Below are 12,580 nucleotides of genomic sequence, written 5' to 3'. Positions count from 1 at the left end.
GCAGGGGCCTTGCATTAGCGATTAGGACGGTAAGTGTGTTAGATTACGAGTAAAATGACGTCAATTACTAATATCAATGCATACTTCCTGTCAGGAACGATCTTGTAGTCCTCTACTGCTTACATTGCTCACCTTACTGGCCCGTTACGGGGGGCTCCTGCTGCGGGTAGGGGCTCGTTATCTGGTATTGTTGGGGGCGATGCTCTTCGCCCCGGCCACATTGGCCTCGACTGTCTCCCAGTGGTTCCATGTTGGAACTCCGGCTTTGCTGCTTTCGCTCCTGATCCTCTTGCTGGCCATTGGCGGGGGACTGCTGAGCGTACTGCTTCACCACCTCGACGTTGGCTCTTTTCGCCGCCTCCATCTTCAGCTCAGCGTTATGCCTATCGCCGTTGCGATTGTCCGCAAGAAGGATGGCCACCTGGTATATGGCAACAAAGCCTGTCGCCAGCTGCTGGGCGTGCGTAAGCTCAATGACAGGTACCTCTATCCCGACGGGCTCAGCAGCAAGATGCTGTGTGATTTCTTGCGGCCATTTGCAGGCCTGAAAACCTTCAAAGATGTCGATGAGGCCCTGCCCCAAAACAACGGCAAGGTGATCCCGCTGGTGGTGTCGGGGTTATCGATACGCTGTCAGTGGCAATCGTGCTGGCTGCTGTTTATGGACCCGCCGCGTGCCTGTCATGGCGAGCAGGTGAAGTTGGAGAACGAGCAGCGGATTTTCCAGCAGGTACTCAATTCCCTGTCCGAGCTGGTGTATTTCAAGGACAAGTCAGGCCAGTTAATCGGGACCAACAAGGCGTTTGACCGTTTCTGGCGTGGGCGGGTTGAAGAAGGTATTACCGGAGAGCAGGATATTGGTTCGCTGGGTAATAGCGCGGCCCATACCTGGACCACGGCGCCGGACGGTTCCAGTCGTTTGCTGGAAACCAACTGCAACTTATTAATCGGCGATACCGGTGAGGCGATCGGTACGCTCAGCATCAGCCATGATGTAACCGACTGGCACGAAATGCAGGAAGTGCTCAAAAGCGAGATAGAAAAGCGGGAAGTGACCGAGCAGGAGCTGGCTCAGCGTAATACGCTGCTCGATACCATTCTCAGTGCCAGCCGGGATCCGATTGCCCTATATAATGAACACGGGGTTTATGTGGGGTGTAACGAGCCGTTTGCCCGCTCGCTCGGCTATACCCAGCACGCCTTGTTGGGGAAATCTTCCGCCGATGTACTCGAGCCGGATAAGTTGGAGATATTTAGGCAGACGGACCAGCAGGTTATCCAGCAAGGGATCAGCGTAAAGCTCGATGACTACGTCATTTTAGAGGACGGCACGCCGATTTGGTACGAGGTGCTCAAATCCCCCTACCGGGATCCGACGGATGGTACCACCGGGGTGTTGATGATGGCCCGGGACGTGACCGAGCGCAAGATGGCCGAGCAGCAACTGGCCGACGCCATCATGGAGCTGCAGGAACTCAGTTTCGTCGATAGCCTGACTAAGGTTGCCAACCGCCGCAGCTTCGACGAGCAATTGCGGAAAATGTGGTATAGCCATATCCGCGAGCAGCACCCGCTGACTCTTATTTTGTGTGATATCGACTACTTCAAGGCATTCAACGACAACTACGGCCACCAACAGGGTGACTTTGCCTTGCGCGAAGTGGCCAAGGTGCTACGCAGTGTGGTCAAGCGTGAAACTGACGAGGTAGCCCGCTATGGCGGGGAGGAGTTCGCCTTCCTGCTGCCTAATACCAGCCTCGAGGGCGGGCAGGTGGTTGCAACAGAAATTCACCGGGCATTGGCCGAGAAAGGGCTGTCTCACCGCTACTCAGATATTGCCTCCACACTGACCGTGAGTCTGGGGGTCGCGACACTGACTCCCAAACCTAGCCAGGACTACGGTAAGCTGGTGGAACTGGCCGATGTGGCACTCTACCGGGCCAAGGCTGCAGGCCGAAACTGTACCATGACGATGTCGGAAAAAGAGGCCGGGTAGCTCGGCATCGGGTGGCGAGAAGACCGGATAAACAAAGTGTGAAGGACGGCAGGCGAATGGGAAAAGCCTGCTTGGGTTCTCGGCGGCTCGCCTTTATGATGGGGGGAGCGGTAGTGAATAGGAAGCAATAATGAAACAAATCAAAGTACTGGCACAGTATTACGTCGATCTGCTGGTCAAGCTCGGACTGGTTAAGTTTAGCTTGTTACTGGCAATGGCATTGGTTGCCCTTGCGGTGGTGGTGCAAATAGGCGTCACCTTGGTTTTGCAGGGGGAAGTGCTAGATATTGATATTGTCCGCTCGGTCTTCTTTGGCCTGTTGATCACGCCATGGGCCGTTTACTTTCTCTCGGTGGTGGTGGATCAGCTCGAGGAATCCCGCCAGCGCTTGTCCAAGCTGGTGACCAAGCTTGAAGAGATGCGTTCGCGCGACATGCTGCTCAATAAACAGCTGCATGAAAACATCAATCAGCTGAACCAGGAGATCGAAGAGCGGGAAAAGGCCGAAGAAGCCCGCCGGGAAGCGATGCAGGACTTGGAAAACGAAGTCTACCAGCGTGAAAATGCCCAGCTAGAGCTGGCAGAGCAGAGTGCCTTGCTCAAATCCTTCCTCGATGCCTCCCCGGATCTGATTTACTACCGCAACGAAAAAGGCCAGTTTTCCGGCTGCAACCGGGCAATGGAAGAGCTCACCAATCATACCGAGAAGGAGTTGGTTGGGTTGACGCCGTGGGATGTCTACAGCGAGGAGGTGGCGAGCAAAATTGCCGAGACGGATCAGCAGGTGTTCCAGAAAAATGTCTCGCTGACCTATGAGCAGTGGTTGGAGTACCCGGATGGGCGTAAGGCGATCTTCGAGCTGCGCAAGGTGCCTTTCTACAGCCGTGACGGTCGCCGCTTGGGCTTAATGGGCTTTGGCCGTGATATTACCGAGCGCAAGCAATACCAGGATGCCCAGGAAAAGGCGAGCCGCGACAAGACGGCCTTCATCTCGACCATCAGCCATGAATTGCGTACGCCACTTAACGGTATCGTCGGCCTCAGCCGGATGCTGCTCGAAACCAAGCTTGATCAAGAGCAGCGCGATTACATGCGTACTATTTATGTCAGCGCTATCACTCTGGGTAACATTTTCAACGATATCATAGATATGGATAAATCTGACCGACGTCGTCTGGAATTGATGCCCAAGCCGCTCGACTTCCATGATTTTGTTGCCGAGATGGAAAATATCTCGGCCCTGATGGCCGGTCAAAAAGGGCTACGCTTTGATCTCGAGAGGCTGACGGAGCTGCCGGAGTGCATCGAGGTTGATGGTACCCGCCTGCGCCAGGTGCTGTGGAACTTGATCAGTAACGCGACCAAGTTCACCAAGGAAGGGGGGGTGGTGATGTCGGTCAGTAGCGAAGTGGAGGAGCAGCAGGCCCACATTACCTTCGAGGTGGAGGATAGCGGGATTGGGATCCCGGCGGCTGAGCTCGACAAGATTTTTGCCATGTACTACCAGGTCAAGGATGAGGATGACAACCTGCATGCGGTCGGTACCGGGATTGGCCTATCGGTGTCCCGCCAGCTGGTCCAGATGATGGGCGGCGATATTACCGTCAGCTCGGAAGTGGGCGAGGGCAGTACGTTTACCGTGACCATTACGGCACCGTTGGTGGAGCGGGTAGAGGAGGAAGAAGCCCTCCCGGCCTTGCCGCAGATCAGCCTCAATATCTTTATGGTCGAAGATATCGAGCTTAACATTACCGTGGCCAAGGCGCTGCTGGAGAGTCTGGGTCATGAGGTCACCGTGGCCATGCGCGGCGAAGAGGCCTTGGCGATGTTTGATCCCGAAGCCTATGATTTGGTCCTGTTGGATATCCAACTGCCGGATATGACCGGTTTCGATGTAGCGGCTAAACTTCGAGAGCGGTTTGACTACTTGCCGGCCTTGGTGGCACTGACGGCCAATGTGATCAAGGATAAGAGTGAGTATCTGGCCAAGGGGATGGACGACGCTATCAGCAAGCCGCTGAGCGTCAAGGCCATCACTGAAGTGATCCAGCGTCTGGTGCTGACCTGCCCGCTGGATGATGATGAGGGAGAAGAACTGGTGGTTGAGAGTGATAGCCCGAATGGGGTCAGTGATGAGATGATCAACACGTTGTTGGATCTGGAAATGCTGTCTTCCTATGTGGAGATAGTGGGTACCAAACCGGTATATGACAGCATTGCAATGTTCGAGGCCAAGATGCCCGAGTACATCGCGATCCTCGATTCCAACATGACCGCCAAGGATCAGGACGGCATCAAGTTTGAAGCGCATAAAATCAAGGGGGCGGCAGGCTCGATCGGCCTCAAGCATATCCAGCAGGTTGCCCAGAAGGCACAATCACCGGAACTGCCGGCCTGGTGGGAGAATATCAATGATTGGGTCGATGAAATCAAAGATGGCTACCACAATGATCTACAGGTGCTCAAAGACTGGCTAGCCCAGCAGGAGAAAGCATGATGGGGACAAAAGCAAAAAGACTGTTGCTAGCGGCAGGGATCCTCGCGCTGGTGGGGTGCGGCGAAAAGGCTAAAGACCAAGACACGCAACCCCAGGCGCCGGCAGTGGCCGAGGAGTCGGCCGTAGAGGAGGCGCCTGCCGTTGCAGAGCTACCGGTGACTCTGCCAGCCGAAGTCGACATCTGGCAGTCACCGCAGGAGCTGGTACTGTCCGATGTGGCCGTTTATCTCGGCAGCGAGCTATGGCTCAACAGCATGCCGGTGATCGGCGATGACGGCAGCAAGCCGGCCGACAAACTGCATGCCTCTATTCGTTTGCTGACAAGAGATATGAAGCCACTGCCGCAAGGGGTCGAAATCTTGCAGGTGATGGTGGCACAGGATGATCAGCAATGGTTGGGGCAGGAGAATCTTGACGTGCGCTCAGAGGGTGAGATGAGCCTAGAAGTGAGCTTGCGCGGTGGGCCGGAGTGGCTGCCGGGCAGCAAGGCAGATATTGCGGTAACGATACTCTATCAAGGCCAGGAGCAGATAGTGGTACAGCGCGACGTGCTGATCAGCCAGGTGTTCTGACCGGTTGTTTCTATCGCCACGTGCGTTGCACTAAAAACAAAAAAGGCTCCGCGAGGAGCCTTTTGCTTTGGGGATATCCAGAAGGATTATTCTTCTTCCAGATCGCCGCAGAAACGGTAACCTTCACCGTGAATAGTCGCGATGATTTCCGGCGTATCGGCAACTGATTCGAAGTGCTTGCGAATACGGCGGATGGTTACGTCCACAGTACGGTCGTGTGGTTTCAGCTCGCGGCCTGTCATCTTCTTCAGTAGCTCGGCACGAGTTTGGATTTTGCCTGGGTTTTCACAGAAGTGAAGCAGGGCACGGAACTCAGAACGCGGCAGCTTAAACTGATCGCCATTCGGGCTCACTAGCGAGCGGCTGTTGATTTCCAGCGACCAGCCGTTGAACTCGTAACGCTCCACCATGCGCTTGTCTTCGGTTGGCAAGCCTTGGTTCATTGCACGCGTTAGCAGGTTGCGGGCACGGATAGTCAGCTCGCGAGGGTTGAAAGGCTTAGTGATGTAGTCATCCGCACCGATTTCCAAGCCCAGGATCTTATCGACTTCGTTGTCGCGGCCAGTCAGGAACATCAGCGCCATGTCACCCTGCTCGCGAAGTTCGCGCGCAAGAAGCAGGCCATTTTTACCTGGCAAGTTGATATCCATGATCACCAGGTGAACGGGATGCTCAGAAAGCATCTGGTGCATTTCAGCGCCGTCATTGGCTTCAAAAACCGTGTAACCCTCTGCCTCAAAGATGCTTTTCAGGGTGTTACGTGTTACGTGCTCGTCTTCTACAATTAGAATGTGAGGGGTTTGCATTGGCAGTACCTAATTTCTAAAAACGGAATCTGGTCAAAAACAGAATAGTAAAATTCTATATAAAAAATTCACATACAGGCAAAAACTTGGGAGAAATACGTGCTTGGTTGTATTTGCTCGTTTTCCTGTTGGTACGCCATCCATTTATTCAGCTCATCAAGGCATGATAATTTTCGCTGAAAAAGCCCAAAGTTAGGGGCATTGGCTACAATTTCCGTGGGATGGCGACGATTGTATTCACTTAACAGCTCGCTAACAATATAAGTGCTTTGTTTCCGGGCTGCTTTCGGGCACTTTATTGATTTACATCAAACAGTATGAAGTGTATTACGACTCTCCACTTTGTTTAACATTCGCTACAAAAAAATGCATCGTCCCAAGGGTGTCCTTTTCTATGTGTGAAAAAAAATCGCTATGGTGTAGCTACCAATCGATCATTTTTAATCTTAAGCAACACCCTGTTTACCCTTGCTTTGCAATTCTAACAGCATTTAATCCGAGAAGCATCGTTCTTAGCAATAAAGAGAACTTATCGCGTCACCATCAGCTGGAGTTGGTGCTCAAGTCACAATATCAAGGTGTGTTACCGATAAGCTGCAGTGCGGTGGACGGGCAATGGCAAGAGTTGGGGTTTGTGGTACCCATGCCTTTGGCCCAGGCATGCCGGGAGGCGGCCCGTTGGGGGCAGAATGCGATTTACTGGGTTGAGGGTAACGATCTGTTTTTAGTGCCTGTTTTAATCAAGGGGGTTGAAGCACAAAGATTGGGTGATTGGCCGAGCTTTCTCTACACTTAACTTAACCCCACGGAATTGGGGGAAATGGCCCCGGACAGGAAAGGCCACAACGATAATAAAGGAGCCTGCGATGAAAGATTTGACCCCAGATTTATGCGATAACTTTGAACAGGATGTGCGTTGGTTACCGTTGAGCATGCAAGACTATGGAGGCCGGAGCGTATTTTATGGCGAGGTAGTCACCTTGCGATGCTTTGAAGATAACAGCCTGGTTCGTGATATTCTCGCCCGCGACGGTAAAGGCAAGGTGCTGTTCATCGACGGCCATGCGTCTTGCAGCAAAGCCTTGCTGGGGGATCAACTGGCCCTGTTGGCCGTCCAGAATGGCTGGGAAGGGATCATTATCAACGGTGCGGCGCGTGATGTCGGTACCATCGCCACGCTGGATATTGGTGTCAAGGCGTTGGCGACCTGCCCGGTGAAAACGGTCAAGCGGCAGACCGGGGAAGAAAATGTTACGCTCACTGTTGCCCACACCCTGGTCTATCCCGGCGATATGCTGTATGCCGATCTCAATGGCATCGTGTTCAGCAAGCAGCCTCTTGATTTGTCTGTGGTCAGCGCCTAGTTCCGCCCCCAGGGCGAGACAGTAAAACGCCTGGCATTGCCAGGCGTTGTTTTGGTGTCTACTGCCGATGCTGGCCATCGCCGCTAGAAGCGAAAGCCGATCCCGACCTGGTAGATTTGCTCCAATGCCTCGTAGTCGAGGGTAGCGTGCAAATTTAGCCTTTCCGTGACTTCATATTGGCTCGAGACCTCGACACCCATCACGGTATCTTGGTTCTGGGTTTCTGACGTCACCGCGCTCTGCAAGCTCAGCTTCGACGTGAAGTTGTATTTTACCCCTGATAACAGCCCGCGACTGGCGGATTGTTTATCGTTGCCGGTTTTCAAGCGAGTACTGAGATAGAGCTCGGTGTTGTCTGAGATAGAGTACGCATAGCCGCTGTCGATTTGCCAGAGATCGAACTGCTCGGCCCCCTTGGACTGGGATGACATAAACCACCCAGAGGACGTGTTATCGTCCAGTATACTAAATAGTCTGCTTTCTGCTGCAGTTGTTGGTAACGCCACTACCAGCAGGGCAATTGTGATTAGCCATGTACGCATTCATCACCTTCCCTGTTTTCTTGTTGTATTTTGTTGTTTATATCCTTAACAAAATAATACTAGGTCAATTAGTACAAAAATGACACAAAGGTTTTGCATTGTTGAGACATTTTGTCCGTTCTATCCCATAGGCTGGCCGACAGTGAGCCGTTGCTGGGTGCTGTATGGGAAGACATCCTCGAACTTTCCTTCTTCGATATTCCGCTGTAATTGCTGCCAGTAGCGGGGGTCGAACAAGTCACTGTGCAGCTCATTGAACAGCTGCCGTACCTTCGGGTTGATGAGCAGGAAGGTTCTGAACTCTTCGGGAAAGACATCGTTGATCCCGACGCTGTACCAAGGCTCTGCCGCCATTTCGTCTTCCGGGTAGCGGGGAGGCGGGATCTGGCGGAAGTTCATTTCCGTCATGTAGCTGATTTCATCGTAGTCATAGAACACGACCCGCTTGTGGCGGGTCACCCCAAAGTTCTTGAACAGCATGTCCCCGGGGAAGATATTGGCTGCCGCCAGTTGTTTGATGGCCTTGCCGTATTCGTCGACCGCGTGGCGTAGATCTGCATCGTTAGCCTGTTCGATATACAGGTTGAACGGGATCATCCGCCGTTCGATATACAGGTGCTTGATCAAGATTTGCTTCTCGGTGACCTTGACGATGGACGGCGCGACCTTGAGCAACTCGTCTAGCAACTCATCACTGAAGCGGTGGCGGTCGAAACTGAAGTTGCGGTATTCCTGGGTATCGGCCATACGACCGACCCGGTCATGTTCTTTTACTAGCCGGTACTTTTCCTTGACCACGGCATGGCTTATCTCTTTTTGTGGCGCAAATTTGTCCTTGATGATCTTAAACACAAAGCCGTAGGACGGGAGGGTGAAGACCGACATCACCATGCCCTTGATCCCCGGCGCTAACACGAACTGGTCGTCAGAATGCTCGATATGGTGCAGGAACTCGCGGTACAGCTCGGTTTTGCCATGTTTCTGGCAGCCGATCGCCGTGTAGAGCTCGGCTTTGGTTTTGTTCGGCATCAGCTCACTGAGAAAATGGACCAGCGCCGCTGGGGCGGGGGCGTATACCATGAAGTAGGAGCGGGCGAAGCCGAACAGGATACTGACCGCATCGACATCGACCAGGCAGGCATCGACGTACAGCTTGTTGTCCTCGGTGGTTAATATCGGCAGGACAATGGGAAGGTGATGATGGTCATCGAAGCGGATCCGCCCGACCAGATAGGCAGCCTTGTTGCGGAAAAAGGGCTCGCGGACCATTTCTATGACAGGAGGAGGATTGCCGATAGCGGCCAAGTGTTGGTGGATGCGTTCGCCAAGCAGCTGGATATCGCGCTGTTTATCCTGCCATTCCAGGCTAAAAGGCGTGTCGTCGAGGATTCGGCCCAGCAGGGTTTCAAGGCTTGCCCCGGTGTTGTACAGGCGGCTGAGGTTAGTCGGGTAGATGGGGATCCGGCCTTCTTGGGAGCTATGGACGAATAATTTGTCGCGTTTGATGTTGCGGTGTTCGAAAATCCGGCAGTAGACGGAATTGAAAAAGCTCTCGGCAATATCATAGCGAGGGTAATCGAGCAGCAGATCCTTGTAGGCGTTTTTTACCGCCATCAGGAAGGTGTGGTTGGCATAGCGTTTGCCCAGCATGATGGTAATTTGGCTGGTGACCAGGCCGACATGGTGATCGTAGAACTTGATACGGGTCTTGAGTGCTTGCTGGACCGCTGGCCAGTTCTGGCTTTCAAAGCGCTCCTGCGCACCGGCGGTGACATCCAAAAATCGGCCATACATGGCATCGAAACCTTGCAGAATCGTATGGGCGACAAGTTGTTCCATTGCTGCTGTCATTACAACTCCCTCTTAAATTTTCGTTTGTCTACACGTCACGGTGCTTAGCAACCCCGTTCAGGCGTACCACCCTGCATTGCTTAATTATTCATCACTTTTACTATGCATGGTGTTTAAGATAACTGCAATAAAATGATGCCAGTCATGCTTCAATGGTATAGCTATATCGCTAGTTTTACCCGCATTTTGCTAGCCAAATAGACAGCTCGGGTAAAAAATAAGGTTGACTCGGGAAAATGATTACGGTAAACGTAAATGCATACATATATCGGTTATCTCTTTAGGACACGTATGTTTAACGCATTCAGCATGAATACCACCACCATTATTATTACCGGCACCATGGTTGCTGGGGTGGGCTGATGCGCGAAAGAATTGCAAAGAAGAGCCCACATCCCAAAAAGATGTGGGCTTTTTTTTAACCTGATATTTCATCCTGGAGTGGCAAAGAGTCCCCAGGGGCACGTTTTAGGAAGTTGTGGGAGTAGGGAATGCGAGTATTAAAGTTTGGTGGTTCATCGCTGGCCGATGCAGATAGGTTTTCGCGGGCTGCGGATATTATTGCCAATAATGCCCAGCAAGGGCCGGTGTCGGTAGTGCTGTCGGCACCGGGCAAGGTGACGAACAAATTGGTCTCGGTGATCGAAAATAGCATCCAGTTTGGCGAGGCGGACTTACAGCTGGCTGATCTGGAAGCGGTGTTCTCGGAGCTGCTGGCTGGGTTAAAAGCGGTGGAGCCGGGGTTCGACAAGGAGGCCTTGGATGCCAAGCTAGCGAGCTCGCTGGGCCAGCTGAAGCAATACGTTCACGGTATCAAATTGTTAGGCTTATGCCCTGACAATGTCTACGCCAAGATCATCAGCAAGGGCGAAAGGCTTTCCATTGCCACTATGCAGTCGCTGCTGCAGGCCAAGGGCCATCAGGCTAGCCTGATCGACCCGGTGGCTTACTTGCTGGCACATGGTGATTACCTCGAAGCCCATGTGGATATTGAGGCCTCTACCCAGAATTTCCGCCAGAACCCGTTGCCACAGGATCATGTCAATATCATGCCGGGGTTCACTGCCGGTAACGAAAAGGGCGAGCTGGTAACTCTGGGCCGTAATGGTTCCGACTACTCGGCGGCGGTGCTGGCTGCCTGTTTACGTGCCGAATGTTGTGAAATCTGGACCGATGTCGATGGTGTGTACAGTTGTGATCCGCGCCTGGTACCCGACGCCCGTCTGCTGAAATCATTGAGCTACCAGGAAGCGATGGAGCTGTCTTATTTCGGTGCCTCGGTACTGCACCCGAAAACTATTGCCCCTATCGCCCAGTTCCACATTCCTTGCTTGATCAAAAACAGCTTCAACCCTCAGGGCGCCGGCTCCTTGATCGGCCTGGATACCGGCGAAGACAAGCTTGATATCAAGGGGATCACCACGCTGAAAGATCTGACCATGGTCAATGTGTCCGGTCCGGGCATGAAAGGTATGGTCGGTATGGCCGCCCGCGTCTTCGGAGCGATGTCATCGGCGGGGGTATCGATTGTGCTGATCACCCAGTCTTCGTCGGAATACAGTATCAGTTTCTGTATCGAGAGCGGCGATAAGCTAGCGGCCCAGCGCGCACTCAGGGAACATTTTGAGCTGGAGTTGAAAGAAGGCCTGCTCGAGCCAGTTGAATTTATGGATAACGTAGCCATCGTGACATTGGTTGGCGATGGTATGCGCACTTCCCGCGGGGTTGCTTCGCGCTTCTTTACCTCGCTGGCGGAGGTGGATGTCAATATCGTGGCGATAGCCCAGGGCTCTTCCGAGCGGGCGATTTCTGCCGTGATCCCGGATGACAAGGTTTCGGAATCGGTCAAGGCATGTCATGAGAACCTGTTCAACAGTCAGCACTTCCTCGATGTATTCGTTATCGGGGTCGGTGGTGTTGGCGGTGAGCTGGTGGATCAGATCCAGCGCCAGCAGGCGAAACTGGCCGAAAACGGCATCGTGATCCGGGTATGCGGCTTGGCCAACAGCAAGGGCCTGTTGCTTGACAGCAATGGCCTGCCGCTGGAGAACTGGCGCGACGCGATGGGCCAGGTCACTGAGCCATTGAGCCTCGCCCGTATGATCCAGTTGGTTAAGCGCAACCACGTGATCAACCCGATAGTGATTGATTGTACGTCTGATCAAGGCATTGCCGAGCAGTATGTCGACTTCCTCTCGGCGGGCTTCCACGTGATCACGCCGAACAAAAAGGCCAATACCGCCAGCATGGCGTACTACCAGCAGCTGCGCCAAGCAGCGCGCTCGATGCGCCGTAAGTTCATGTACGACACCACGGTAGGGGCGGGCTTGCCAGTTATCGAAAACCTGCAGAACCTGATGGCGGCCGGTGATGAACTGGAGCGCTTCTCGGGCATCCTGTCGGGCTCGCTGTCCTTTATCTTCGGCAAGCTAGATGAAGGGATGAGCTTCAGCGAGGCTACGACCGTTGCCCGTAACAATGGCTTTACTGAGCCGGATCCGCGTGATGACCTGTCGGGTATGGATGTGGCGCGCAAGCTGCTGATCCTCGCCAGGGAAGCGGGTATGGCACTGGAGCTGGAAGACGTAGTGGTCGAGCAGGCCCTGCCGCCGGGCTTTGATGCCGAGGGGGCGGTGGATGACTTCATGGCTCGCCTGCCTGAGGCGGATGCCTACTTCGCCAAGTTGGTTGAAGAAGCCGCCAACGAGGGCAAGGTCTTGCGCTATGTCGGTGAAATCAAAGACGGACAATGTGCCGTGAAGATTGCAGCGGTCAACCCGGATGACCCTATGTTCAAGATCAAGGATGGTGAGAATGCATTGGCTTTCTATAGCCGCTATTACCAGCCAATCCCATTGGTGCTGCGAGGATACGGTGCAGGTACCGAAGTAACAGCCGCTGGGGTCTTTGCTGATCTGATGCGTACGCTGGGCTGGAAACTAGGAGTTTAAG

General features: G+C 53.5%; 9 protein-coding genes and 1 other annotated feature. Of the genes, 6 read left to right on the top strand and 3 right to left on the bottom strand.

What is annotated here, in order from left to right; translation table 11 throughout:
- The first annotated feature begins 124 nt into the window (after positions 1 to 124).
- From PTW35_RS15085 to PTW35_RS15075, 3 genes are all read left to right on the top strand, one after another.
- Positions 125 to 1,996: a GGDEF domain-containing protein gene (locus tag PTW35_RS15085; RefSeq protein ID WP_281025690.1), complete on the top strand. Its 1,872-nt coding sequence runs from the start codon at positions 125 to 127 to the stop codon at positions 1,994 to 1,996.
- A gap of 130 nt (positions 1,997 to 2,126) precedes the next feature.
- On the top strand, positions 2,127 to 4,493 hold the full coding sequence (arcB, locus tag PTW35_RS15080) for an aerobic respiration two-component sensor histidine kinase ArcB (protein WP_281025689.1): 2,367 nt from the start codon (positions 2,127 to 2,129) through the stop codon (positions 4,491 to 4,493).
- A complete protein-coding gene (locus tag PTW35_RS15075; protein ID WP_281025688.1) occupies positions 4,490 to 5,065 on the top strand; it encodes a hypothetical protein in 576 nt (191 codons plus the stop codon). The genes arcB and PTW35_RS15075 overlap by 4 nt, the downstream gene beginning before the upstream one ends.
- Positions 5,066 to 5,151: 86 nt before the next feature.
- On the opposite strand, the gene arcA is transcribed toward PTW35_RS15075, so the two are convergent.
- Complete coding sequence (arcA, locus tag PTW35_RS15070) at positions 5,152 to 5,871, bottom strand: two-component system response regulator ArcA (RefSeq protein ID WP_281025687.1); 720 nt, start codon at positions 5,869 to 5,871, stop codon at positions 5,152 to 5,154.
- Positions 5,872 to 6,265: 394 nt separating this feature from the next.
- Between arcA and PTW35_RS15065 the strand changes: the two genes are divergently transcribed.
- On the top strand, positions 6,266 to 6,667 hold the full coding sequence (locus PTW35_RS15065; RefSeq protein WP_281025686.1) for a DUF3293 domain-containing protein: 402 nt from the start codon (positions 6,266 to 6,268) through the stop codon (positions 6,665 to 6,667).
- Between the two features lie 70 nt (positions 6,668 to 6,737).
- A complete protein-coding gene (locus PTW35_RS15060; RefSeq protein ID WP_281025685.1) occupies positions 6,738 to 7,235 on the top strand; it encodes a putative 4-hydroxy-4-methyl-2-oxoglutarate aldolase in 498 nt (165 codons plus the stop codon).
- An 83-nt stretch (positions 7,236 to 7,318) separates the two neighbouring features.
- On the opposite strand, the gene PTW35_RS15055 is transcribed toward PTW35_RS15060, so the two are convergent.
- Both PTW35_RS15055 and aceK read right to left on the bottom strand, forming a co-directional pair.
- Positions 7,319 to 7,777 carry a hypothetical protein gene (locus tag PTW35_RS15055; protein ID WP_281025684.1) on the bottom strand — a complete coding sequence of 153 codons (459 nt, stop codon included), beginning with the start codon at positions 7,775 to 7,777 and terminating at the stop codon, positions 7,319 to 7,321.
- Between the two features lie 120 nt (positions 7,778 to 7,897).
- A complete protein-coding gene (gene aceK, locus PTW35_RS15050) occupies positions 7,898 to 9,628 on the bottom strand; it encodes a bifunctional isocitrate dehydrogenase kinase/phosphatase (protein ID WP_281025683.1) in 1,731 nt (576 codons plus the stop codon).
- A gap of 301 nt (positions 9,629 to 9,929) precedes the next feature.
- Positions 9,930 to 10,049 (top strand) — a sequence feature (Thr leader region).
- 70 nt (positions 10,050 to 10,119) lie between these two features.
- On the opposite strand from aceK, the gene thrA reads away from it, so the two are divergent.
- Positions 10,120 to 12,579 (top strand): bifunctional aspartate kinase/homoserine dehydrogenase I, encoded by a 2,460-nt coding sequence (gene thrA, locus PTW35_RS15045; RefSeq protein WP_281025682.1) that lies wholly within the window; start codon positions 10,120 to 10,122, stop codon positions 12,577 to 12,579.
- Position 12,580 lies beyond the last annotated feature (1 nt).

It is taken from the genome of Photobacterium sp. DA100 (assembly GCF_029223585.1).
GTDB lineage: Bacteria > Pseudomonadota > Gammaproteobacteria > Enterobacterales > Vibrionaceae > Photobacterium.
The sequence above is the reverse complement of the archived record's forward strand: the minus strand, read 5'-3'. Positions and strand labels throughout refer to the sequence as shown.

Coding starts and splice junctions, on each gene's coding strand:
- arcB (WP_281025689.1), top strand. CDS start 2,127: ATGAAACAAATCAAAGTACTGGCACAGTATTACGTCGATCTGCTGGTC.
- PTW35_RS15075 (WP_281025688.1), top strand. CDS start 4,490: ATGATGGGGACAAAAGCAAAAAGACTGTTGCTAGCGGCAGGGATCCTC.
- arcA (WP_281025687.1), bottom strand. CDS start 5,871: ATGCAAACCCCTCACATTCTAATTGTAGAAGACGAGCACGTAACACGT.
- PTW35_RS15065 (WP_281025686.1), top strand. CDS start 6,266: ATGTGTGAAAAAAAATCGCTATGGTGTAGCTACCAATCGATCATTTTT.
- PTW35_RS15060 (WP_281025685.1), top strand. CDS start 6,738: ATGAAAGATTTGACCCCAGATTTATGCGATAACTTTGAACAGGATGTG.
- PTW35_RS15055 (WP_281025684.1), bottom strand. CDS start 7,777: ATGCGTACATGGCTAATCACAATTGCCCTGCTGGTAGTGGCGTTACCA.
- aceK (WP_281025683.1), bottom strand. CDS start 9,628: ATGACAGCAGCAATGGAACAACTTGTCGCCCATACGATTCTGCAAGGT.
- thrA (WP_281025682.1), top strand. CDS start 10,120: ATGCGAGTATTAAAGTTTGGTGGTTCATCGCTGGCCGATGCAGATAGG.